The organism is Chitinophaga parva, from assembly GCF_003071345.1.
GTDB classification, from domain to species: Bacteria; Bacteroidota; Bacteroidia; order Chitinophagales; family Chitinophagaceae; genus Chitinophaga; species Chitinophaga parva.
The window spans coordinates 443,889-467,767 of sequence record NZ_QCYK01000003.1 but is presented as its reverse complement, the minus strand read 5'-3'; the positions used below and the strand labels follow the sequence as shown (position 1 = coordinate 467,767).

Annotated in this window: 24 protein-coding genes; 11 read left to right on the top strand and 13 right to left on the bottom strand. The window is 54.3% G+C overall.

Features of this window, described 5'->3' with window-relative positions; all coding sequences use genetic code 11:
* Nucleotides 1-28 precede the first annotated feature (28 nt).
* Nucleotides 29-580, bottom strand: a complete 552-nt coding sequence (locus DCC81_RS21135; protein ID WP_133177756.1) for a glycosyl-4,4'-diaponeurosporenoate acyltransferase CrtO family protein — start codon at nt 578-580, stop codon at nt 29-31.
* 241 nt (nt 581-821) lie between these two features.
* Here DCC81_RS21135 and DCC81_RS21130 point away from each other — a divergent pair, with 241 nt between their 5' ends.
* Both DCC81_RS21130 and DCC81_RS21125 read left to right on the top strand, forming a co-directional pair.
* The gene (locus DCC81_RS21130; protein WP_108688665.1) at nt 822-2,738 is read left to right on the top strand and encodes a beta-N-acetylhexosaminidase; all 1,917 of its coding nucleotides are present in this window, start codon (nt 822-824) and stop codon (nt 2,736-2,738) included.
* 116 nt (nt 2,739-2,854) lie between these two features.
* Nucleotides 2,855-3,670, top strand: coding sequence for an MBL fold metallo-hydrolase (locus DCC81_RS21125; protein ID WP_108688664.1), 816 nt, complete (start codon nt 2,855-2,857; stop codon nt 3,668-3,670).
* Here the strand turns inward: DCC81_RS21125 and DCC81_RS21120 are convergent.
* Together DCC81_RS21120 and DCC81_RS21115 are read right to left on the bottom strand one after the other, a co-directional pair.
* Nucleotides 3,667-4,311, bottom strand: coding sequence for a hypothetical protein (locus tag DCC81_RS21120; RefSeq protein WP_108688663.1), 645 nt, complete (start codon nt 4,309-4,311; stop codon nt 3,667-3,669). The genes DCC81_RS21125 and DCC81_RS21120 overlap by 4 nt on opposite strands.
* Before the next feature lie 4 nt (nt 4,312-4,315).
* Complete coding sequence (locus tag DCC81_RS21115) at nt 4,316-4,792, bottom strand: RNA polymerase sigma factor (RefSeq protein WP_108688662.1); 477 nt, start codon at nt 4,790-4,792, stop codon at nt 4,316-4,318.
* Between the two features lie 175 nt (nt 4,793-4,967).
* Between DCC81_RS21115 and DCC81_RS21110 the strand changes: the two genes are divergently transcribed.
* Entirely contained in the window at nt 4,968-6,824 is a 1,857-nt protein-coding gene (locus DCC81_RS21110; RefSeq protein ID WP_205686398.1) for an ABC transporter ATP-binding protein, read from the top strand.
* Here DCC81_RS21110 and DCC81_RS21105 read toward each other — a convergent pair.
* Entirely contained in the window at nt 6,821-9,100 is a 2,280-nt protein-coding gene (locus tag DCC81_RS21105) for a TonB-dependent receptor (protein WP_165806682.1), read from the bottom strand. The genes DCC81_RS21110 and DCC81_RS21105 overlap by 4 nt on opposite strands.
* A gap of 102 nt (nt 9,101-9,202) precedes the next feature.
* Between DCC81_RS21105 and DCC81_RS21100 the strand changes: the two genes are divergently transcribed.
* On the top strand, nt 9,203-9,853 hold the full coding sequence (locus tag DCC81_RS21100; RefSeq protein ID WP_108688660.1) for a metal-dependent transcriptional regulator: 651 nt from the start codon (nt 9,203-9,205) through the stop codon (nt 9,851-9,853).
* A gap of 52 nt (nt 9,854-9,905) precedes the next feature.
* Here DCC81_RS21100 and DCC81_RS21095 read toward each other — a convergent pair whose 3' ends face one another.
* The gene (locus tag DCC81_RS21095) at nt 9,906-10,304 is read right to left on the bottom strand and encodes a MerC domain-containing protein (protein WP_108688659.1); all 399 of its coding nucleotides are present in this window, start codon (nt 10,302-10,304) and stop codon (nt 9,906-9,908) included.
* Nucleotides 10,305-10,691: 387 nt separating this feature from the next.
* Between DCC81_RS21095 and DCC81_RS21090 the strand changes: the two genes are divergently transcribed.
* On the top strand, nt 10,692-11,114 hold the full coding sequence (locus DCC81_RS21090; protein ID WP_108688658.1) for a Fur family transcriptional regulator: 423 nt from the start codon (nt 10,692-10,694) through the stop codon (nt 11,112-11,114).
* 120 nt (nt 11,115-11,234) lie between these two features.
* On the opposite strand, the gene DCC81_RS21085 is transcribed toward DCC81_RS21090, so the two are convergent.
* From DCC81_RS21085 to DCC81_RS21075, 3 genes are read right to left on the bottom strand one after another with little or no spacing between them, the layout of a single operon-like run.
* Nucleotides 11,235-11,963: a hypothetical protein gene (locus tag DCC81_RS21085; protein ID WP_108688657.1), complete on the bottom strand. Its 729-nt coding sequence runs from the start codon at nt 11,961-11,963 to the stop codon at nt 11,235-11,237.
* Between the two features lie 6 nt (nt 11,964-11,969).
* The gene (locus DCC81_RS21080) at nt 11,970-12,539 is read right to left on the bottom strand and encodes a hypothetical protein (RefSeq protein WP_108688656.1); all 570 of its coding nucleotides are present in this window, start codon (nt 12,537-12,539) and stop codon (nt 11,970-11,972) included.
* Between the two features lie 30 nt (nt 12,540-12,569).
* Nucleotides 12,570-14,663 (bottom strand): TonB-dependent receptor, encoded by a 2,094-nt coding sequence (locus DCC81_RS21075; RefSeq protein WP_108688655.1) that lies wholly within the window; start codon nt 14,661-14,663, stop codon nt 12,570-12,572.
* Nucleotides 14,664-14,861: 198 nt separating this feature from the next.
* Here DCC81_RS21075 and DCC81_RS21070 point away from each other — a divergent pair, with 198 nt between their 5' ends.
* Complete coding sequence (locus DCC81_RS21070; protein WP_108688654.1) at nt 14,862-15,287, top strand: Fur family transcriptional regulator; 426 nt, start codon at nt 14,862-14,864, stop codon at nt 15,285-15,287.
* A 9-nt stretch (nt 15,288-15,296) separates the two neighbouring features.
* Here DCC81_RS21070 and DCC81_RS21065 read toward each other — a convergent pair whose 3' ends face one another.
* On the bottom strand, nt 15,297-16,028 hold the full coding sequence (locus DCC81_RS21065) for a DUF481 domain-containing protein (protein ID WP_240613039.1): 732 nt from the start codon (nt 16,026-16,028) through the stop codon (nt 15,297-15,299).
* A gap of 111 nt (nt 16,029-16,139) precedes the next feature.
* On the opposite strand from DCC81_RS21065, the gene DCC81_RS21060 reads away from it, so the two are divergent.
* Nucleotides 16,140-18,290 (top strand): outer membrane protein assembly factor BamB family protein, encoded by a 2,151-nt coding sequence (locus tag DCC81_RS21060; RefSeq protein ID WP_108688653.1) that lies wholly within the window; start codon nt 16,140-16,142, stop codon nt 18,288-18,290.
* 20 nt (nt 18,291-18,310) lie between these two features.
* Nucleotides 18,311-19,408, top strand: a complete 1,098-nt coding sequence (locus DCC81_RS21055; protein ID WP_108689270.1) for a Gfo/Idh/MocA family protein — start codon at nt 18,311-18,313, stop codon at nt 19,406-19,408.
* 70 nt (nt 19,409-19,478) lie between these two features.
* Here the strand turns inward: DCC81_RS21055 and DCC81_RS21050 are convergent, their stop codons facing one another.
* Entirely contained in the window at nt 19,479-19,682 is a 204-nt protein-coding gene (locus tag DCC81_RS21050; protein ID WP_108688652.1) for a hypothetical protein, read from the bottom strand.
* Between the two features lie 21 nt (nt 19,683-19,703).
* Nucleotides 19,704-19,928, bottom strand: coding sequence for a hypothetical protein (locus tag DCC81_RS21045; RefSeq protein WP_108688651.1), 225 nt, complete (start codon nt 19,926-19,928; stop codon nt 19,704-19,706).
* 218 nt (nt 19,929-20,146) lie between these two features.
* On the opposite strand from DCC81_RS21045, the gene DCC81_RS21040 reads away from it, so the two are divergent.
* The 3 genes from DCC81_RS21040 to DCC81_RS21030 all read left to right on the top strand — a co-directional run bounded on the left by DCC81_RS21040 (nt 20,147) and on the right by DCC81_RS21030 (nt 22,392).
* Entirely contained in the window at nt 20,147-20,359 is a 213-nt protein-coding gene (locus DCC81_RS21040) for a hypothetical protein (RefSeq protein ID WP_108688650.1), read from the top strand.
* A gap of 74 nt (nt 20,360-20,433) precedes the next feature.
* Nucleotides 20,434-21,108, top strand: coding sequence for a response regulator transcription factor (locus DCC81_RS21035; RefSeq protein WP_108688649.1), 675 nt, complete (start codon nt 20,434-20,436; stop codon nt 21,106-21,108).
* 9 nt (nt 21,109-21,117) lie between these two features.
* Nucleotides 21,118-22,392 (top strand): sensor histidine kinase, encoded by a 1,275-nt coding sequence (locus DCC81_RS21030; RefSeq protein WP_108688648.1) that lies wholly within the window; start codon nt 21,118-21,120, stop codon nt 22,390-22,392.
* Nucleotides 22,393-22,637: 245 nt separating this feature from the next.
* On the opposite strand, the gene DCC81_RS21025 is transcribed toward DCC81_RS21030, so the two are convergent.
* Both DCC81_RS21025 and DCC81_RS21020 read right to left on the bottom strand, forming a co-directional pair.
* Nucleotides 22,638-23,144 (bottom strand): DUF2911 domain-containing protein, encoded by a 507-nt coding sequence (locus DCC81_RS21025; RefSeq protein WP_108688647.1) that lies wholly within the window; start codon nt 23,142-23,144, stop codon nt 22,638-22,640.
* Between the two features lie 119 nt (nt 23,145-23,263).
* Entirely contained in the window at nt 23,264-23,851 is a 588-nt protein-coding gene (locus tag DCC81_RS21020) for an SRPBCC family protein (protein ID WP_108688646.1), read from the bottom strand.
* Nucleotides 23,852-23,879: the final 28 nt, after the last annotated feature.

The window sequence follows — 23,879 nt, the reverse complement described above, 5'->3', positions numbered from 1 at the left end:
CAAGCCGTGGGAGGCAATTTTTCCGGCCCTATCCCAGCAGGTGTTTCAGGCGGATGCGCATATATTGCTGCAGCAATACGGGGTACACATTGTAAATGAAATTACAAACGAACAGCAGCAACACCCATTCCCAGCGCTGGCTGAAAGCCGCGTGTAAAATGAGCACGCAAAAAGCAGCGGCCATGCCCAGGTGGAAGCGCTCAAACATATAAGTGGCAGAGAGCTGGCGGTGCACCGTGGTCTTGTCAAACACGATGCGGTAAGTGGGATAGCGGCGGCGGATCAGCCGGTTTACCATGCCCCCATGCTGCACAAATTCCTGTATAACGTCTACGCCTAAACGAATATAAAGGTCCCTGGTCCTGCTCAGGGCCAGGCGGTCTATAAAACCTTTTTGCAGGAAGTAAGGCGCCATGCAAAGCGGCACCAGCACCCATAACCACTGCAGGTCCAGGAAACGGTAAACGTAGATAAACGGCGGCGCCAGGTTGAGGATAGACCAGGCAAAGCTGGGCACCATGTTGTACCACGCAGCCAGGCGCTGACCCTTCCGGGCAAGAACATTTTGTCGGATCGACATGTCGGAGGAGGAGTTTACGCGGTTCAGTTGATGGTCTGATTAATGTAGCGGTGCTCCTCAAGATACACATTCAGGCCCAGGAAACGATCACTGTTTTAAAGTTTTTCGGGACGGGGCTACCATTTATCACACCGTTGTTGCAAATCAGGCGGATAGGTTGTAACTTATCACCTCCGGCAGAAAGCGCCGGCGCTTTATCAAAGTGTTTTATTGCTAACAAAACTACGCTTATCCGCGCGTCATGAAGAAACTAACGCTTATCCTGGCTGCCAGCCTCCTGGCGGCAGGCGCTTTTGCCCAGCAGGCGCCTATTTCCATTATTCCACAACCGGTACAGGTCACCACTTCCGGCGGTAGTTTTACCCTGCCCTCCCGCATCAGCATTGCCACGCCTAATGGTGCTAACACTAAGCCCATTACGGATTTCCTGGAAAAACGGCTGGGCACGCCCACCGGCTACCCGGTAACCACCCAGGCCGGCGGCAATGCCACCATCAGCCTGCAACTCCATGCCAAAGGCAAGGCCGACGCCACCCTGGGCAAGGAAGGCTACCAGCTGAGCGTAACGCCCACCGGGGTGGTGATCAAAGCCAATGAGCCGGCCGGCCTGTTTTACGGCGCGCAAACACTGGTGCAATTGTTCCCCCCGGCCATTGAAAGCGGCCAGGCCGTGCATAATGTAGCCTGGGTGACCCCCACCGTGGAGATCACCGACTACCCGCGCTATGCATGGAGAGGCCTCATGCTGGACGTGTCCCGCCACTTCTTTAAAAAGGAAGACGTGATGGCTTACATCGACCAGATGTCGCGCTACAAATTCAACCTCTTCCACTGGCACCTCACTGATGATGAGGGCTGGCGCATTGAGATCAAGAGCCTGCCCAACCTGACGAAGAAAGGCGCCTACAACCTGGACAAGACCGGTGAGTTTGGCACCTTCTCCCCGGAACCTGATGATGCCCCCCGCACCGCTGGTGGTTACTACACGCAGGAAGATGTAAAAGAAGTGATCCAATACGCGAAAGACCGTTTTGTAAACATACTGCCCGAGATTGAAGCCCCCGGCCATAGCCTGGCTGCGGTGGCCTCTTACCCGGAAATTTCCTGCACGGAAGGTGCAGACCATTACCAGGTGCGCTCCGGTGAGCGGAATTTCATGGACTGGACAGACAGTGGCATGGTGGCCCATTACGACAATACCATGTGCCCTGCCAATGAGAACACTTACAAATTCCTGGACAAGGTATTCACAGAAGTAGCGGCCCTCTTCCCCTTCGACTACATCCACGTAGGTGGCGATGAATGTCCCAAGACCTTCTGGAAAAAGAGCGATGCCGTAACGGCGCTGATGAAAAAAGAGCACCTGAAAACGTATGAAGAAGTACAGAGCTACTTTGAAAAACGCGTGGTGAAGATCGTAAACTCAAAAGGCAAAAAAGTGATAGGCTGGGATGAGATCCTGGAAGGCGGCCTGGCCCCCGGTGCAGCCGTCATGAGCTGGCGCGGTGAGAAAGGCGGCGTGGAAGGCACCAAACTGAAACACGACGTAGTGATGAGCCCCACCACCTATGCATACCTGGACTACATGCAGGGCGATGTGATCATAGAGCCCCGCATCTACGCTACCCTGCGACTGAGCACCGCTTACCAGTTTGAGCCCGTGCCCGAAGGTGCTGATCCGGCCTACATCCGCGGTGGACAGGCCAACCTGTGGACGGAGAATGTGTACAACCTGCGCCATGCAGAGTACATGACCTGGCCCCGTGCATTTGCCATTTCAGAATCTGTGTGGACGCCCGGGGAGCTGAAAAGCTGGGACAAATTTGAGCCCCGCGTGGAAGCCCACATGAAACGCTTTGACTCCGCCGCGGTAAAATATGCCCCCAGCATGTTTGATCCCAGTTTCACGGCAGAAAAAGATGCCAGCGGCAACCTGCTCATCGCTATGGATACGGAAGTAAAAGACCTGGATATTTACTACAGCTTTGACAACTCATTCCCCGACCGTTTTTACCCGAAATACACCCAGCCCCTGGCACCACCTAAAGATGCCAAAGTGCTGAAGGTGATCACCTACCGCGGAAACCAGCCCATGGGCCGCATGCTCACCATGCCTGTTGCAGTGATGCAGGAGCGGCTGAACCACCAGGAAAAATAACGCGGCACACGCATTTATAACAGAAAAGCGTCACATCCCCGGGGTGGTGGCGCTTTTCGCATTTAACAGCGGGGGCGCTGCCGCAATACGGCACTTTCTCCGTATTTTTGCCGCCTATGTCACTATTCATTACCTCGCTGAATTCCGGCAGCAATGGCAATTGCTATTATATCGGGAACCAGGAGGAGGCCATACTGGTAGATGTTGGGATCTCGTGCAGGGAAATAGAACGGCGCATGCAGCGCCTGGGCCTTTCCATGAGAACGGTGAAGGCTATTTTTGTATCGCATGAGCATAGTGACCATATCAGTGGCATCCCGGTACTGGCACGCAAATACCAGCTGCCGGTGTACATCACTGCCGATACCCACCACCACGGCGGCTTATCCCTGGCACCGGAGCGGGTGCATGCTTTTACGGCGCATACCCCGGTGCAGGTAGGCGCGCTTTCCATCACTGCATTTCCCAAACACCATGACGCCGCAGACCCACATAGTTTTATTGTGCGCGCCCACAATGTGACCATCGGTATTTTTACAGACATAGGCCAGTGCTGCGACCAGCTCACGCATCATTTCAAACTGTGCCATGCCGCTTTCCTGGAGGCCAATTATGATGAAGACATGCTCCTGAAGGGCCGCTACCCGTGGATGCTGAAAAACCGCATCCGTGGCGGGAAAGGGCATCTTTCCAATGCGCAGGCCCTGGCTTTGTTCCGCGACCACCGCCCTCCTTTCATGAGCCATCTGCTGCTGGCACACTTATCCAAAGACAATAATGACCCTGCCCTCGTGGAAGATCTTTTCCGCCCGCATGCGCGGGGCACAGAGATCATCGTAGCATCGCGCTACGCGGAAACGGCGCTGTACCACATCTCCGCCGATCCGGATGCTGCCCGTGAAGGCCGGCGCATGCAGCTTTCCCTGTTCTAACCTTCTCCCCCTTTGTAATCTTCTATGGCCGCCAGGAACGTTTGGGCACGCACGAGCTGCGTCCATTCCGGTGAACTGAATAACAGGCGGAACCAGGGCTTGTGGGCATTCTTCAGCGAGATATTGGCATACAACCACAGCGCCGCCAGGATAAGTAAAATGGCCACTGCAACGCAGATGACGATCTGCCACCTGTTATACACGCCCCATCCCAGCATAAAGACGGCAAACACCGGCAATTGCAGGAAACCGATACGGGTTACTTCCAGCGTGGAGGCCTGCAGGCGGGCCAACCCTTCCTGCACGGCTATTACAGCAGCAGCACGGTCTATCCGGTGCAGCATGCCCAGGTGGCGCAGGTAGGTGACCACCATGACGGTGGTAACCACCAGGTGCACACCAGCGGAAGCGGCAAAAAAATAATTGTGCACCGCAAGGGCTATGCTCACCCAGGTGTATACCACGGCTATCCAGATAATGCCTACAATAATGCCCAGCCATTTTACCCACAGCATACGGCGCACGGCCCGCTTGGCTTTGAGGGTCTGCAGCTCGCGCAGGGTATTTTCGTTTACGCGGAGCGCCTCCTGCAATTGTGCATCGTAGGCCTGCCACAGTTGTTTAATATCTTGCTCTTCCATGTGTTTAGAATTTTTGTTTGAGTTGCTGGCGGATGCGGCTGATCTTGGTGCCTACATTGGAAACGCTGAGACCAAGGATATCTGCCATTTCCGCATGGGAACGGTCTTCCAGGTAAAGTAGCATGAGGGCCCGGTCCAGCTCCGGCAGCGCACTGATGAACTGGTGTAACTGCTCCAGGGCCGCCTCCCGGGGTGGCGGATGCTCCGCCTCCAGCACCAGGATATCATCCGGCAAAGGCGCCATGGCGGCCCTTCTCCGGTGATCTTTCCGGTAAAAGGAAATGGCGGTATTGAGGGCAATGCGGTACATCCAGGTGCTGCGCTTGAACTGCGGATCATAGCGGGGAAAGGCCCTCCACAGTTGCAGCAGTATTTCCTGCACCAGGTCCTTACGGTCTTCCGCATCCGCACAGTAGGCACCAGCCACCTTGTAGATGAGGCCTTTATGCTCGTTCACGATAGCGGTGAATTGTGCTTGCATAGGCGTGTGCGTAACTGTTTGTAATATGATTCGCGGCGCGGCCTAAAAAATCACAGGAGTTTGAAATTATTTTTTGAAACAATCCCCCACCCATCCCTGAGACCTGGGACCTAAGATTTAAGACCCAAGACCTGATCCCCACCACAATTACTCACAATTAAAGTAAATTCGGGACATGAATTTCTGGAAACGACTCTTTCCCACGCCCGCGGCCATGCCGGATGGCAAGCCGCAGGTAACGCTGAAAGAAAGACTGGATGCGCTGCGTATGTTACCGGCATTTTTTAAGCTGGTATGGGACACAAACCCCTGGCTCACGGTGGCCAATGCCGTGCTCCGCCTCATCCGGGCCGCCACGCCCCTCGCTATTTTATACATCGGCAAGATCATCATAGACCAGGTAGTGCAGCTGCACAATGGCAAAAGCGTAGACACCCATCAGCTTTGGTGGATGGTAGGCATTGAGTTTGCCCTGGCCATCGGGTCGGACGCGCTGGGGCGTGTGATCACGCTGCTGGACAGCCTCCTCGGCGACCTGTTCTCTAACCACACCTCCGTGCGCATCATGCGCCATGCCGCCACCCTGGACCTGGACCAGTTTGAAGACGCCACCTTTTACGACAAGCTGGAACGCGCCCGCCAGCAAACCACCGGCCGCACTGTGTTGCTCTCCCAGGTTATGAGCCAGGTGCAGGACCTCATCACTATGGGTTTCCTGGCCGCCGGCCTGCTGGTATTCAATCCCTGGCTTATCCTCCTGTTGCTGGTGGCCATCCTGCCCGCATTCCTCGGTGAATCTTATTTCAATGATAAGACTTACGCCCTCACCCGTGGCCAAACGCCCCAGCGCCGGGAACTGGACTACCTCCGCTACCTGGGCGCCAGCGATGACACGGCCAAGGAAGTGAAAATATTTGACCTGTCCGATTTTATCATTGACCGCTTTAAAACCCTGTCCGATAAATTTTATCTGGATAACAAACGCCTGTCTATCCGGCGTTCCGTGTGGGGCACCGTGTTTGCCCTGCTGGGCACCGCAGGGTATTATGGCGCTTATATCTTCATCATCATCCGCACCGTGGAGGGACAGCTTTCCATTGGTGACCTTACCTTTTTGGCGGGCTCTTTCCGCCAGCTAAAATCACTGCTGGAAACCATCCTTTCCCGCTTCACCAGCGTATCGCAGGGCGCCATTTACCTGCGCGACTTCTTTGAATTTTTCGACATCCAGCCCAAGATCACGATGGCCGCCCGTCCACGGCCTTTCCCCGATGTGATCAGGGAAGGCTTTACGTTTGAAGATGTGGGCTTTAAATACAGCAATGCAGAACGCTGGGCCAACCGCCACCTGAACTTTACGCTGAAAGCCGGGGAGAAACTGGCCCTCGTGGGCGAGAATGGCGCAGGCAAAACCACGCTGGTAAAGCTGCTCTGCCGCCTGTATGATCCCACGGAAGGCCGCATCCTGCTGGACGGGGTGGACCTGCGGGAGTACGACCTGGCAGAACTTCGTTTACACATTGGCGTTATTTTCCAGGATTACCTGCGCTACCAGATGAATTTCTCACAGAACATTGCCGTGGGCAATATCGGAGAGCAATTCAATGAACCACTGATCGAAGATGCCGCCCATCAAAGCCTGGCGGATACGGTGGTGGCCAAGTTGCCCAATGGCTACCAGCAGGCCCTGGGCCGGCGCTTTAACAACGGGGTAGACCTTTCCGGCGGGGAATGGCAGAAGATAGCCCTGGCCCGCGCCTACATGCGCGATGCCACGGTGCTCATCCTGGACGAGCCCACCGCTGCACTGGATGCAAGGGCCGAGTATGAAGTGTTCCAGCGCTTTGCAGAACTTACGCATGGCAAATCTGCCATTCTCATCTCCCATCGCTTTTCTACCGTGCGCATGGCAGACCGCATTATGGTGTTGGAAAAAGGCACCGTGCTGGAAATAGGCAGCCATGAAGAGCTGCTGGCCAGGGACGGGCGTTATGCAGAACTGTTTCACCTCCAGGCAGCAGGCTACCGCTAAAAGGGCAGGATGATCTTTACCGTTATGTTCCTGCCCATGCCGTAAATGCCAGACCTGCCATTAGGCGAAGCTCCATAATACTCAAAGTATTTCAGCCGGCTCAGGTTCGACTGGTAGGTAGCGTCCAGCAGGTTATTGACCTGGAACTGCCACTGGAATTGATTTTCCCGTCTGTAGCAAATGCTGCCACCTATTTGTATGCCTACCAATGCATAACTGCGTGTAGCCGTTTCCGTTTGGTCCAGTGCCAGGTAGCGGTTTTGCGCACCGGCATATTCCAGGTCTGCGCCTGCATGCAGGGAAGGCAGGATGGGATGGCGCAGCACCCATTCTTTACCCATTTCTGAATGCCACTGCAAAGGTGGTATAAAAGGCAGGTAAGCCCCTTGCAGCCCCGCATGGCGGTAAGCATCATCCCGGTTGTAGCCATAGGTAAGTGCCAGGCTGTTATCCCAGTGCCAGCCCTTCCATGCCACAGGATGCAGTGCCACTGCGGCTTCCAGCCCATAGAGCCAGGCTTTGCTTTGCATGTAACGGTACGTTTTATTACCCTGCACTATTTCTTCCGGCACTTGTTGCAGGAAAATATAGTGCGATAACTGGTTGTTGAACACACTCACATTGCCCTCCCACCCTGCTCCATCCAGCAGCACGCCCAGGTCTTCCTGCAAGCTGGTTTCAGGTACAAAGTTGCGGTTGCCCAGGTACACGATGTGCGCACCAGGGTCCAGCCCATTAGACGCGATCTCTGTAATGTTTGGTGCCCGGTAGCCCTTTGCCATATTGGCTTTCAGGGAAACAACGTCATTCAGCCGGCAGGTAGCCCCGGCACTGAGTGATATGCCGGTGAAAGACTGGCCCAGTGCCGGAAACTGCAGCACTGCGCCCACCGTGTCTTTTGACGGGCGCAGATAACCGGTGCGTGCATCATGGGCCAGGTAAAAATCATGGCTGCGCAGGGAACGCAGGTCGTACCGCAGGCCCCCGCTCAATGTCCACCGGCCGGATTTCCATTTTGCAAAAACATAAGCGCCGGCATCGAGCAGGCGGTAGTCCGGGATGGGAAAGTCCGTAGCATTGCCATGCCGGTTCTGCTGGTACATGCCGTTGCTGCCAAGGGTAATTTCAATGGCATGCAGCGGGGGCAGCGCATACCGCAGGCTGTAATGCAGAGTGGTAAGCTTTACAAACAGGCCGGCCTGCTGCACGTCCTGGGGATGGTTATACTCCCGGCGGATATTTTGCTGCCAGCCCAAACCCGCGTCCAGCAGGGATCTCCCCAGCTGGTAGTGGCCGTTTGCATACACCCGGTAGTGCTGGATGTGCTGGTGCAGTGGGCTGAGCGTGTAGCTGCGCAGCCATGCATCCGGCACGATGGGGCGATGCTTAATATCATCCCCGGCACCTTCCGCTACCTGGCGGGTAAAACGCCGGGTCAGGGAATCGCGGCTGCCGTCGGGAATGCCCTGCAGGTTGTTGTACAAGGTAGCGTTCAAATACGTATAGCTGTTACCGTTAGTATACCCTGCCATGGCGGAAGCGTTTGTTTCCCGGAAGCCCGTGAGGTACACCGGGCCATCTGTTTTATTCTTATAATTTTTGGCAATGCGGTACGCACCCCTCACCTCCCACAGCCAGGATGCCTTGTGCTGGCCCAGGCGCAGGCCATTGCCAATGAGGCCGTTGTTTGCCTGGTACTCCGAGAGCCAGCGCCCGTGCAGGCGCCCGTTTTCCTGCGTAGGCACATGGGGGAACAGGCTTACCACGCCCGCCAGTGCATCACTGCCAAACATAAGACTGGCGGGGCCTTTGACCACCTCTGCGCGCTGCACATTGTAATTATCCACTTCCAGCCCATGCTCATCGCCCCACTGCTGCCCTTCCTGGCGCACGCCATCGTAGAGGGTAAGCACCCGGTTGTACCCCAGGCCCCGGATGAAGGGCTTTGAAATATTGGGGCCTGTTTTCACCGCGCTGAGGCCGGGCACTTGCTTTACCAGGGCATCTACCAGGTTGGCCTCCGTGGCGCGGTCTATTTTGCGGGCAGGCACGCTGCTGATGGCGATGGGATTTTCGCGGATGGAAATGGCCCGGGTGGCGCCGGTGCTTACCAGCACCTCGCGTAAATTGGCCGTCTTTGTGGGGCGGGTACTGGTGTCCTGCCCCTCATGCAATTGGGTCACCGTGGGGGATTGCGGGTGGGCGCCGGTGCCCGTCACCTGGGCCGTGGCGGGCAGGCAAAAGCAGACGCAGAGCGCCATCCATCCGTTTTTCATACTATTCATTTATCAACAAAACTATAAAGTTAGAATAATCTAACAAATTAATTTTAAAAACCGTCTTTTCCTGGAATTATTGAAATCCCATACATTTACCGGATGATGACACTCACGGAAGAAAATTACCTGAAGGCGTTGTTCCGGATTTCACTGGAAAAAACAGAGATCACGGTAAAGGATATTGCTACCCACCTGGAGCTGAAAATGCCCACGGTGAACAGCATGATCCAGAAACTTTCGGAGAAGAAACTGGTGCGTTATGAGAAGTATAAGGCCATTGAGCTGACGGAAAAAGGGCGCAGGCAGGCCTTGCACATCCTGCGCAAACACCGGCTCACAGAGCTTTTCCTGTCGGAAGTGATGGGCCTGGGCTGGGAAGAGGTGCACGACATTGCAGAGCAGATAGAACATATCCAGTCCGACCGTTTTTTTGACCGCATTGATGAAATGCTGGGCCATCCCAAGTTTGACCCGCATGGGGAGCCCATCCCCGATGCCAACGGTAAGCTGCCGGTGGTAAAAGCAGTGCCCCTCAGCAGCTGCACGCCCGGCAAGCAGTACACCCTCAGCGGGGTGCTGAATCACGAAACTGCCTTTCTCAAATTCCTGGATGCGCTGCAACTCTCCATTGGCGCTACCATAGCAGTAAAAGAAATACAGCCGTTTGACAAGTCTATGTCTGTGGTACTGCACGGGAAGAACAATACAGTGTTTAGTTATACCGTTTGCCAGAACCTGCTGGTGATGTAAATTCTGCACAGCATACTTCCGCCGGCCTGTAGGCTGGCATTGTGGATGCATGTCAGTGTTTATGCACTTCGCAGCGGCGCCTGTGCTGGCGCCAGTTAATAGCGTGCACGGTGACGATGAGGGTGGCGCCGGAAAATTTAAGCAGTGCCTCCGCAATGGTGGTATCCATGAAATTGCCCGCTGTAACGAGCGTGAGGCCCGCAATGAAGCCCGCTACCATCCAGCGGCGGATGTGGCCCTGGCGGTAGCCACGCCACAACACCCATACGCCTATGCCCATGGAAAGCACTATGGTGGCCAATTCCAGCAGTGGGTTCCTTAACAGCTCCACGCCCAGCAGGGGCAGCGAGGTAAAGAGCACCGGCAATAAAATGCAGTGCGCCGCGCAAAGCAGGGATGCTGCGATGCCCAGGGCATCGGGGTTTGGTTTTAAGAAATCTTTGAATGGCATAAGACCTGTTATTGCCGGTAGCCGCTACCGGGGCGCGGCTACTGGTATGGATTATCAAATATGTTGCGGGAAGGGGTCTGTAAAAGGGATCCCCAACCGGGATTGTTTCACTTCTTCATCCGTAAGCAGGCAGGCGGCAAGATCAGGGAGCCGCTGTGCTTTATCGGGGTACTGGCCAGGTTGAGCCATACCACAAATGCAATTATGTTGCAAATGTAATTCAATTAAACAAATGAAACAAGGTTGCATTTATTTCTTTTGGGAAAGTGGATGGAAGGGGGCGGGCTTTTCCACCCTTTGGCGGCCACCGGGGAGATAGCAACAATGTTGCAATTTTAATACAATTGCATTTACAACAATGCTTAACTTTGCAGGAAATGAACCACCATGGAACTGGATATTAAAGAAGCCATCCGGGAGAAAGGACTGAAGATCACACCAGTACGGTTGCAGGTATTGCGCATCCTGTCTAAAGACCACCTGGCCCTCTCCCATGCGGACCTGGAAGGAAGTATAGAAGATGCGGACCGCATTACCCTGTACCGCGTGCTGAATGATTTTGAGGAAGCGGGGCTGGTGCACAAGGTGGTAGACCAGGCCGGTGTAGCCCGCTTTGCCTTCTGCAAGAACGATTGCAGCCACGGCCATCATGTAGACAACCACGTGCATTTTAACTGTGAGCAGTGCGGCAAGATGTTCTGCCTGGAAAAAACGGAAGCGCCCGCGGTGAAAGTGCCCCGGGGCTTTAAAGCAGCAGGGCAGCACACCGTGGTGTATGGCACCTGCAAGGATTGCGGTGTGCAGCAATAAGAGGTCCCTCATTCAAAAATAAAGGGAATATGTAAGACTTATACCAGCCCCTCCGGCCGGATGCTTACATATTCCTTTCTTTGTTCAACCTGTATTAACCAAAATGACAATCCAAACTTATCAGAAGCTATAAGCCAGTCCCACATTGGTTTGCAGGGATGTGAGGGGCTGGTGGTAGGTTTCAATTTTACGGCCGGCATTTACCGGGCGGTTCACGTTATGGATAGCGAAAGACGGGTTGGAATAGTTATAATCCACGCCCACAAAAATATTGAAATGCCTGCACACGCTGTAATGCAATGCCGCGCCTCCCTGCAGGCCAAAGGCGCTTTGTTTTACTTTTTCCTGCGAAAAATTATTGCCTTCCTGGTCTTCAATGAACACCTCAAAACCCGGCAGCGTTGCATTTACAATCCCTCCTAACACATGTACATCCAGGCCCAGTTTACTGCCGAAAGAAAAGTAGTAGTAAGGGCCTGCCAGGATATTCAGTGCCTGGTGATGCCCATGCACATACACGGTGGAGCTGTCAATATCAAAGGCTTCCTTGTAACCCTCTGCCAGCGATCGGGCGCCTTTAAAACCATACCGGGCCAGGGATGCCACCCCGCCAACGCCAAAGTGGGAATGCTTAAAATAATACACGCCGGTAATGCCAATGTTAAAGCCCGTACCGGCGTAGCCGGATTTATCGTTGCTATAATCTCCTTTACCAAAATTGCCCAGGGGAAAACTAGCCCCGCCGGTAAGCCCCAGGTAACTATGCGCACCTGTGGCGGGTTGTGGCTGGTCCTGGGCCTGTGTTTGCAAAGCACCCAACAGGGCCAGTAGTATAAAAATGCGCTTCATGGTCTCTTATTTAATGTTGATGGTATAGGTCACATCTGCGTCCGTGGAACCGGGCTCACAGCTGCCGTTCTTCGCATTGGGCTGGTGGCGCAGCTGCACATTCAGCTGGCCTGTACCGGCGGCACCGGTAGTGAAAAGGTCTTCCAGGCCTACTTCCAGCGCAGGCGAGTTTGTGTCCAGGTCTGTACGTTTCACGGTGAGGGGCAGGCTAGTAGATCCGCTGAAGCAGATCAGGTGATAGTTCTGGCGTTCCCTGATCTCTGATGTAACATCGCCGGCGGGGCTTTTCGTTTCATCCAGGAAAAGTACTTCCGCATTATAGGTGGCATGGGCCTTTAGGTTCAGTACCGGCGTGTTGATGCTATCTGCCGGGTGGGCAATCAGCGTGGTGTCTGTCCACGAAGCCACCTGTACATCCGCAGGGTCCTGCGTGTTCACGGCACGGATTTTTACCGTAGTGAGAAATTCATTGCCTGGCACGGGGGGCGCCACCGCCTTTTCATCCTTTTTACAGGCGTGCATCAGCAGGGCGCCGCTTGCCAGCAGCAGCAAGGGAATGCTGGTTTTCTTTTTCATGTTTCCAGTTTTTATTGGGTTGATTGATTTTTAGAAGCTGGTGCTCAAACGCAGTACTACACTGGCTCCCAGGTCGTCTGTGTAATAGCGGAACCGGTTCAGGTAATCACGGTAGGCCACGTTGGTAAGGTTGTTCACCGTGAGGTCGGCCCGCAGCGTTCTTTTGCCAATGGCGATGTCGCTGCCCAGGCTTACATTCCAGAGGCCATAGGCCGCCGGCGGTGCTACATAATCACTGTGGGGCGGCACCCTGGACTGGCGTGCCGTGTAAGCATATTGCAGGCTCACATACGGTTGCAGCCAGGTGCTGGTGGATGTAAAATGATATTGCAACTGGTTATCAAAATGATCTGCCGGCATAAACACCAGCCAGTCGTGGATGCTCTTATTGAAACCCCTTACCACCGCTGCTTTAGACACCAGGGTAAGGTGTTTGGTAAAGTCCCAGTCGGCTTCTGCATCCACACCACGCAGGCGCACGTCCTGCTGGGTGTACTGGAACAGCGGGTAAGTGCCGCTGATGATGTGGATGGACTGCAGCAATGGCTTTGCGTAGATGTAGTGATTGATCTGGTTATTGTACAGGGTTACCTGTACAAACAGTTTAGGCGCGGTGTATTTGAGACCAAGGGTGGTGTTAATGGAACGTTCTGATGACAGCGTGCTGTCGCCCCGCTCATAAGCAGCGGCGCTGAGGTGAATGCCATTGATGTACAACTCGTTCACGCTGGGTGCGCGCCAGGCTGTACCGATATTGGCATTCACCGAAAAACGCCCGCCTGGCTGGTAAGTGGCACCGCCGGTAGCGGTAGCGTTGGCATAGGTATGAGTATTCTGGTAGAGATAGAGCGTGGCCTCATCGCGGCGGTATACGCGCAGCCAGCGGTAGTCATAGCGTAAACCCGCTTCCAGCGTGAGTTTGCCGCGGGTATACTTTTCTATTGCATATGCACCGCCGCTGTAGTTGCGGAAGTTAGGCACCAGGTAACGCAGGCCGCTGAATACATTACCCTGCGTGCTGCCACTAAGGCCCAGCAAAGTATGGAACGGGCCTTTGGCGGGTGCGTGATACAGCAGGTCTGCTGTGTGCGTGATGATCTGGAAACTGATCTGGGGCGCACGGAGCACCGCGGGATCATTACTGTACGGGTAATCTACATCATACTCCTGGCGCAGGTCTTTCTGGCGGGCAAAGACCAGTTCCATTTTACCACCGTTATTGAAATTGTAATAGCCGTTTGCTTTAAAAAGATCATGGTGCACCACCTGGTAAGAGCGGCCTATCTTATAGGAAAAATAAGACGGCGTGATGGGCCGTGGGCGGGCAAAGGCGGAGTCCAGGTCCTGCAGGTTGCCCACGTGCGAGCCGGAGAAAATACCCAGCTTTGTGTGGTAGCTGCTGTAATAGACCGAGAGCCCGTATTGCCTGCGGTGGTAGGCCAGCGTGGCAGCATAGTCACCTTCCTGCAAGCCGGTGTTCTCCATGTAATAGTGTGCCGTACGGAAATTGCCCGCCCGTTTGAAAGTGCCCAGCATCCTCCATTGCAGGCCCTCCAGCTGGTGTGTGCCCGCGCCCTCCAGCATGGCAGACATAGCACCCATGCGCCCATTGCTGGCTCCTGTAAGGCTTACCGTGCCGCCCAGCAATTTATTTTCCGGTAACGCCTTTGGCTCCAGCAACACTACGCCTGCCATAGCATCTGATCCATAGCGGATACTGGCCGCGCCTTCGATGATGGAGATATGGCCCGCGGTGAAGGGATCTATTTCCGGGGCGTGCTCACTCCCCCACTGCTGCCCTTCCTGGCGTACCCCGTTGTTCAGGATCAATACCCGGTTACTGTGCAGGCCGTGGATCACAGGTTTGGAAATAGAGGGCCCGGTTTGAATGCTATTGAGGCCCGGTATGCTCTTGAGACTTTCTCCCAGGGAATTGCCCCGGGTCTGGAATAACTGCACATTTTTCAGCTCCACCTGGGTGGCCGTGGCAACAGGCTTCGCGGCCGGACCGCTGCCCTGTATGATCACTTCATGCAGGGACGCCTGCTTCAGCGAATCCCGCTGCTGGGCAAGCCCTGCCTGGCCGGCTGTTACTATAAATACGATGAATAAATACTGCTTCATAACCTTTCCGGACCCAATAAGGCAAAGGATTTCCAGCCGCCGTTACCGGCAGTTTTTTAGATGAGACCCTTACAAATTGAATACGGTGTAAAACTAAATTACTTTTTGCAATTAAGTTGCATTTGCAATAATATTTTAATTAAAAACTAATAAAAACAGTATTACATTTACAACATAGTTGCATTTAATGGTTTTCATATGACATCTTTTCGGGAGAGCAGGAAGATCCTTTCATTCTACAAGCTACCGGTTACCCAGTCGCGGCTGGAGATCTTACACGCGTTCCTCTGTGCCTCCGCCGCGCTGGACCAGGGCGCTATAGCACGCTACTGCACGTACAAACCGGACCGTGCCACCATTTACCGCAACCTGCAGGTGCTGGTAGCCAGGGGTGTATTGCACACCGTGCCCAGTGCGGATACGAATGTATATTACGCGTTGCATCCACCAGATGTGCACCAGCAGGCGCACCAGCATTTTTTATGTGTGCAGTGTAAGGAGCTTACCTGTATACCGGAAGCGCCGGTGCCGGAAACCTGCGTACCGGAAGGGTTTGAGGCCAGTGGAAGGGATATGATATTGAAAGGCGTGTGCAGGAAATGCAGGGCAGCGATCGCCAGGTAGCCGGCCTTATCAGAAATACTTCTCAAACGTAATCCCATAATTAAACAGGAGGTTTTCTTTTTCCGTACGGCTGTTCCGGTTATAATTCATGGTAGCCGTGATCAACAGCCACTTGTAGAGTTTTACGGAAAGGCTGTTCGCGAAGCGTAAAATGTAGTCGCCTCCATTCTGTAAGGATGGCTGATAGAAGTTATTCCCGTCAAAAATGATCATGTCGTGGATGGAAAAGCGGTACTGCAGGCGCAGGGAATTACGGAAAGTATGGTACACATCATGGATGGTATCTTCCAGGAACAGGTCACTCTTTTCATACAAAATACCATCGCTGATATTGAGCATGCTGTTCTTGGTTTCTACCAGGCTGTAAGCCAGCCCTCCGCCCACCTGCAGGCGGTCATTGATCTTCAGGGAAAGGCTTTTATCATAGTTGGCCAGGCCCCAGTAGTACATTTTGGGCAGGGAGCTTTTGTAATTAAAATCAATGGAAGCGCCAAAGTCGTTGTTGGTAATACTGCTATCCTGCTGCCCGTAAACATACCCGGCGTTACCATTCAGGGAGAAGCGGGATTTCTTAATGCCGGTTTTCAAAGCATTGTTCAGCAGGTAAGAATGCCCTTCGTTTGTACTATTGATAGAGCCCGTGGAGGCATAACGGATGTAATAATGCGTACTATCATTGTATTGCGCCAGCACAGAGGGCCCGGATACCAGTAATAAGAGCAGCATCAGGTATTTCATCATCATCTTTCGTTTTGTGGCCGCACAGTTGCCGCAATTTTGATGCCTTTCCGGGAAATAGCTTGCAAATAGCAGGGATATTTTCTACATTAAAGCTCACAATGGATTCCACGCATGCAAAAATTTGTCCCCGTGCTGCTACTCGCAGCCCTCTTCTCGTGTAAGCCCCATTTTCCCGCCCGTGACACCTGGACCGTGTATAACGGCAGCCCGGACGCCCAGAAATACAGCTCCCTGGCCCAGATAGACACCAGCAATGTAGCTGCCCTCCGCCCGCTCTGGACCTACCACACCGGCGATGCAGACACGGCCGCCCACTCAGAGATCCAATGCAACCCGCTGATCATAGACAGTACGCTCTATGCCACCACACCCCAGCTAAAGCTCATTGCGCTGGAAGCACTCACCGGCAAGCGGATTTGGCAGTTCAACCCGTTTGACAGCGCTACCACCCCCACGGCTATACGCAGTAAACTATTCCAGAATACCTGCCGGGGCATCACCTACTGGACGGATGGAAAAGCAAAGCATATCTATTACACTGTAGGCCCGCTGCTGCTGTGTGTAAATGCCGCCACCGGCCGCCTGGAGCCCGGCTTTGGGCAGGATGGCGCCGTGGACCTGCACCAGGGCCTGGGCGCCCGCGCACAAGACCTGTTCGTGACCGCCAGCACGGCGGGCATGGTGTATAAAGACCTGCTCATCATGGGCTGCCGCGTGTCTGAAAATGCGGCCGCTGCCCCTGGTTACATCCGCGCCTACGACCTGCGCACAGGCGCCATCCGGTGGACGTTTCACACCATTCCCCAGCCGGGAGAACCGGGCTATGAAACCTGGGACGACAGCACCGCTTATGCACACATAGGCGGCGCCAATGTATGGAGCGGCTTTAGCCTGGATGAAGAACGCGGCCTGCTCTTCTGCCCCGTGGGCTCACCAGCATTTGACTTCTACGGCGGGAAGCGCCATGGCAGCGGCTTGTACGGCAACTGCCTGCTGGCACTGGATGCCGCTACCGGCAAGCATGTATGGCATTTCCAGGGCATCCACCACGATGTGTGGGACCGTGATTTTCCGAACCCGCCGGTACTGCTCACCATTCACAAGGACGGTAAGCCCATAGACGTAGCGGTACAAACCACGAAGACGGGTTTCATCTTTGTGCTGGAAAGGGCCACCGGCAAGCCGGTATACCCCGTGGAGGAAACGAAAGTGGACGATCAAAGTACCCTGGAAGGAGAAAAACTCTGGCCTACACAACCCACCTCCAGTACGCCAAAACCCTTTGTGCGGCAGCATTTCAGCCCCGAAGAGCTGAATCCCCTGCTATCTGACAGTGAATATGCACAGGTAAAAAGAAGGCTGGACACCCTGCAATATGGTTCTCCCTTCCTGCCCCCCAGCACCAGGGGCACCGTGGTGCTGCCCGGCTTTGACGGGGGCGCGGAATGGGGCGGGCCGGCTGCAGATCCCAACACCGGTATGCTGTACCTCAATGCCAATGAAATGGCCTGGGTACTAACCATGACACCGGCCCCGAAAGCCGCCACCCATGAAGACTTTGCGCATGCCGGCGCACGCCTGTACCGCAGCAACTGCATGGCCTGCCACGGACCGGACCGCAAGGGTGCGGGCAATTATCCCTCGCTGATCAACGTGAATAAAAAATACAACCTGTCTTCCTTCCTGCACCTGGTCAACACCGGCCGCCGCATGATGCCCGCCTTTAGCCAACTGGATGCGGAAACGCAAAAGGCCATTGCCAGCTACATTCTGGAGCTGCCGGACCTGCAAAAGCAGCCCTTCAGCAAGCCGGCCGCACCGCCCGATCCGTTCCAGGAGCTGCCTTATACCTTTACCGGCTACAATAAGTTCCTGTCTAAGAGCGGCGCCCCGGCCCTGCGCCCACCCTGGGGCACGCTGAGCGCTATAGACCTGAACACCGGACAGTATGCCTGGCAGGTGCCGCTGGGCGAAGACGGCCGCTACCCCGGCCGGCACACGGGCACGGAAAACTATGGAGCACCGGTAGCTACCGCCGGCGGTTTGTTGTTCATTGGCGCTACGCGCGATAGCATGTTCCGCGCCTTCAGCCAGCGCACGGGTAAAGTACTGTGGGAAACCCGGCTGCCGGCACCCGCCTTTGCCACACCAGCCGTAGCGGCCATTGGCGGCCGCCAGTACGTGTTCATTGCCTGTGGTGGTGGCAAGCTGCACCTGCCGTCCAATGATGTGTATATGGCATTTGCTTTGCCGCAAAAATGATCATCCAAAATACCACTGCCATGACTTATCAACCTTCCCGTCGCCGTTTTGTGCGCAACCTGTCCCTCGGACTGGGCGGCGCCCTGCTCTCCCACCCGCTGCTGGCCGCCTGCAGCCCGCGGGAAAAAAAACTGGGCATTGCCCTGGTAGGCCTGGGCAGCTACGCCGGCGGCCAGCTGGCGCCAGCCCTGCAGGAAACTAAAAACTGTTACCTGGCCGGTATTGTAACCGGGACGCCGGCCAAGGAAAAGATCTGGGCGGACAAATACAACATCCCGCAGAAGAATATCTACAACTACCAGGATTTTGACAGCATTGCAGACAATCCCGATATTGATATTGTATACGTGGTGCTGCCGGTGTTCCTGCATAAAGAATACACCATCCGCGCGGCAAAGGCAGGCAAACACGTGATCTGTGAAAAGCCCATGGCGCTGAGCGTAGCGGAATGTGATGAAATGATCAGCGCCTGCAAACAGGCCAACCGGCTGCTTTCCATTGGCTACCGCCTGCACTTTGAGCCCTTCAATAAAGAAATGATGCGGCTGGGCCAACAGAAAGTCTATGGCCCGGTAACAGCAATTCACTCCAGCAATGGTTTTGTGTATGGCGGCACGGACAATTCTGCCTGGCGCCTGAAAAAGAAACTGGCCGGTGGTGGGCCGCTGATGGACATGGGCGTGTACGTGGTACAGGGTGCCCGCTACGTAACCGGCGAAGAGCCGCTATGGGTAAAGGCCCGCCAGGAAAAGACCCGGCCGGAATTTTTTACCGAAGTAGAAGAAACGGTGTACTGGCAGATGGCATTCCCCGGTGGATGCATCGCCAATTGCAAAACGAGCTATAATGAAAACGCCAGCATCCTGCACGCGGACGCACCGAAAGGATGGTTTGAAATATCACCGGCGTATGGCTATGGAGGCCTGGCCGGCAAAACATCCCAGGGCCCGATGCCTTTTCCCCATATTACGCAACAGGCCGCGCAGATGGATGCATTTGCCACGGCCGTGCGTACCAGCACGCCTTCCATTGTACCCGGCGAAGAAGGCAGGAAGGATATGAAGGTGATTGAAGCCATCTACCGCAGCCTGGACAGCGGGCAACAGGAAAAAGTATAAGCATAAAGAAAGGCGCACTTGCAAGTGCGCCTTTCCCGATCTCAAATTAGTCCTTGCAGACAATCCAAAATCAAATGAAAAAGTTGTCCTGCAGCCGCCGCACATCATTCTCAAAATGTGCATTATCGATATAGGACCACTCCACGATAAAGGAAGGATCAAATACGAACACCAGTGTTTTTTTTCCTTCAATGGTTTCCTGGCGGATGTTCTTTACCAGGTCCAGGTTCACCGCAGTATTGTGATCCCCGGATGAGTGCATAAATGTAGGCATGCAGTAAGTATTTGTTGTTCTTTAATTTTCGCTGAAATAACGGCGGGCCACGTGTTTGAAGCGGTTTTCCATGGCCTCGTTCCATTCAAAGCCACCGGCGCGGTTCTCATCTTTAAAACGTTCCAAAGCAGCAAGGGTGGCGTCCTGGTTATCACTTACCGCGATGGCGCGGATCATGTTGGAATGCTGGTTAAAATAATAGCAGATCTTAAGATCGAAGTCTAAAGTGATGATGCCATTGTTCATACAAAAATATCGTTTAAAGGTTCTTGTTTTTAGTTGTGTATGGTTTAATTAAACCACTACAAATCTGTGCCAAAAAACCATCTATACCGGAAAAGGGCTTTTTGCAGGTAATTCCACACTTTCCAGGCTTAGCTTGTGGAATTATTTCCCACCCCGGGGTGCAGCCCAGGCTGAAAACTGGCGCAGCGATTGCCTGCATATTGCTAAATCTATATAACATGAAGACATTGGGTATTGTTCTCATCATCGCGGGTATAGCCATGATCGTGATCCGCGGTTTCTCTGTACAAACGGAAAAGAAGGTAGTAGACCTGGGCCCCGTGGAAATAAACAAAAAGGAAAACAAATGGATAGGCTGGCCCACTTACGCCGGCGGCATTGTAGCCATTGTGGGCGTAGTGCTGGTACTGTCTGACCGCCGCCGCTCCTAGCTTCAGGCCCGCTACAGAATAGGGCTTCACTTTCGTGCTTTTAAAGGTTTATCTTTGATAGAACCGGTAAAATTATGAAAGTATTGATCATCGAAGACGAACCGGCCCTCAGCACCAGTATGCAACAATACCTGGAGCAGCAGGGGCACGTTGTCACCGCAGCACATGACTTCCCGGAAGGGCGGGACAAGATAGCGGAATTTGATTACGACTGCATGATCGTAGATATAGGGCTGCCGCATGGCAACGGCCTGGCGCTGGTGGAAGAACTGAAATCCCTGGATGCCAGTGCAGGCATTATCATCATCTCTGCGCGCAATGCGCTGGAAGATAAGCTGCGGGGGCTGGAGCTGGGATCAGACGACTACCTGACCAAGCCTTTTCACCTGTCCGAACTGAATGCCCGTATGAACGCCCTGATGCGGCGCAAGCGATTCAACGGCAATACGGTGGTGGGTTTTAACGAGATCAAAGTGAACACCACTTCACAAGTAGCTTATGTAAATGAGACCCCGCTGGACCTCACCGGCAAGGAATACCAGCTGCTCATGTACTTCATTGCCAACCAACGCCGTGTGGTCACCAAATCCGCCCTGGCAGGGCATGTATGGGGAGACGACTACCTGTACGCCGGTACCTACGATTTTATTTATACCCACATCAAAAACCTGCGCCGCAAGCTGCTGGACGCCGGTAGCCCGGACTATATACAAACGGTATACGGCACCGGTTACCGCTTCTCTGATTAATGCCCACCTATGCGCCTGCTTACCAAAACCACGCTTTATTTTTCCCTGCTGCTGGCTCCCCTCATGGCCGGTGCCGGTTTTGTGCTGTACAAGCAACTCAATAACCAACTGGAACATGAAACCGATGAAGAGCTGGAAAACGACAGCCGCTACTGGCGCCGGTACCTGGCCTCGCCGGACCTGGACCCCGCGGTACTGAACATACACACCCAGCCCTTTGATATAGCGCCCGCAGGCCCGGCAGATCATCATCAGCATTTTGGAAAAACGCACGACGTGATGCTTTTCCAGGAAGTGGATGATGAAGACGTGCCCTTCCGCGAACGTAAAGAACTGGTAACGGTGCAGGGTAAGGATTATGTGCTGACGATGCGCCGGTCTTTGCTGGAAAAGGAAGACTGGTTCAGCAACATCGGCATGGCCATGGCCTTTATTTTCATGGCCTTACTGGGCTGCATCCTGCTGCTGAACTGGGCCCTGAGCCGGCGCATGTGGAGCCCTTTTTACCGTACGCTGGAAAGCATGCAGCAGCTGCAACTGGAGCAGCTGGGCCAACTTACCCTGGCACCCAGCAACACCCAGGAATTCCGTCGCCTGAACAATGCGCTGAGCCAGATGACGGCCCGCATCCACCGCGACTACCAGGCCATGAAATCCCTCACGGAAGATGCCGCCCACGAAATGCAAACGCCGCTCGCTATTGCACAGCAGCAACTGGAGCTTTTCATGCAGGACCCTTCCCTCACCCAGGGCCAGGGCCAGGCCGTACTGCAAACCAGCGATGCCTTGCAGCGGCTGTCGCGCCTCACCCATAACCTCCTGTTCCTCGCCAAGATCGAGAACCATCAATACGCCACGGAGAACACCATTTCCCTGGAAGCGGTGATCAGAAAATACCTTCAGCTGTTTGACCTGCAACTGCAGGAAAGACAAATTGCGGTGCGGCTGGACATACAATCCCCGCGCGCCCTGCCCCTGCACCCGGTGCTGGCGGATACACTGGTGAGCAACCTGCTGGGCAATGCCATCAAATACAACCAGGCAAACGGGGAGATCATCATTACCCTGGACGCCCACCACTTCGCAGTACAAAACACGAGCGACCTGCCGGCCTTACCGGTATCCCACCAGTTTGAACGCTTCAAAAAATATCACGCCTATGCGCAGGACAGCAACGGCCTGGGACTGGCCATCGTAGCGAGGATCTGCGAAGCTCAGGGATGGAAATTCGGGTATCACTATGCGGAAGGCTTGCATTGTTTTGAAGTGCAGTTTTTGTCGTAGAAATCAGGCCCTGGGTACTGAAACCAGGTCCTAGGTCTTAAGTCTTAGGTCCTAGGTACTGAAATTAGGTCCTGGGTCTTAAGTCCCAGGTACCAGGCTCTCAAAGTTTTAATTGTTCTGTTTATAGCATACACGCAGATCTCCCAAGCGCATTACAGACTTAGGACTTAAGACCTGGGACCTAAGACCTGGGATAAAAAAAAAGACCGCCCAAACAGGCGGTCTTCCTTTAAAAAAAATTCACTTTAAAACTTCACGGGTACTTCAACATGTGTTTTGTCCCAATCCAGCACCAGCTTGCCCGGGGGCAGGGTGATGGTAAATTCTTCTGTGACTTTGGATTCCTTGGAAGAAGGCACTTTCACGGACAATACGTCCTGTGACTTGTTCTTTTCGTAATCGTAAGCACCCCATTGGCCCAGCTTACCGTTCAGGATGAAGGTCCATTCGGTGGCGGTGGGGATGGTGAACAGGGTGTAGGTACCGGCCTTTACGGGTTTGCCGCCAAAGGTGGCATCCTTTGTAAAGGTGATCTCGGTCGCTTCATCTGCACCGGTGCGCCATACCTGGCCGTAAGGAACCAGGCCACCAAAAATGTCGCGGCCTTTTTTCTTGGGCTGACCGTAGGTAACCTTGATGTTAGCGCCTTCAACGGTGGAATGCGCGCTGGCACGGGGCTTCTTGTCCTGTGCAAACACGGTGCTGGTAGTTGCTACAGCCAGCATGACGAGTAAGAAACGCAGTGTTTTCATAAATATGTTTTGAGTGAAGCATTGCTAAATGCGCCCTTAAATTACGAAAACCCTTTGCATCTGGCGCTTCCGGGTAACAATGATTTTTGCCGGCCATCCTTTTTAACTCCCGGCTTTACTCAGGGCTGCGGTGCAGCCGCGCTATCTGCCGGCTGCACCTGTTTGGGCACGATGCTGTGCTCACAATCAGCACGCAGGGCATTCAGGGCCGTTTCCATTTGCGGGCCCAGCACACGGTCTGCCACGAAGCCAAAGAACTTCCACCAGGGCAGGTAGCCCAGGTGGGAGGTCACGTACCAGTGCAGCGCGGTGCCGTTCCCATCCGGGGTGCTCTTTATTTCAAAGCCGCCATCCGCATGCTGCCCGCCACGGGTGGCCAGGTGGTAATGCATGCCACGGTCGTCAATGCCGGTGATGGTGAGGCGGCCGGTATCGGTAACATCTGTTTTGCTGGTCCAGTGGGCCCAGGCGCCTACACCACTGGCAGGCTCGGAGATCTGCAACTGGAACAGGGTATCCTGCCGGAACATGGGATACCAGCTTTTCCAGCGGCGCAGGTCTGTGAGGTGGGCGGCCACCGTGTCTTTGGGCGATTCAATGACGCCGATACGCTCCACTACCGCATTGGGCGGCAGCAGCAGGGACAAGAGAAAGATCACCACGGCCAGGCCGAAAACGCTGATCAGGAATAACTTGAAAAAACGCATACAAAGAATAGGTTTCAGAAAAAGAGAA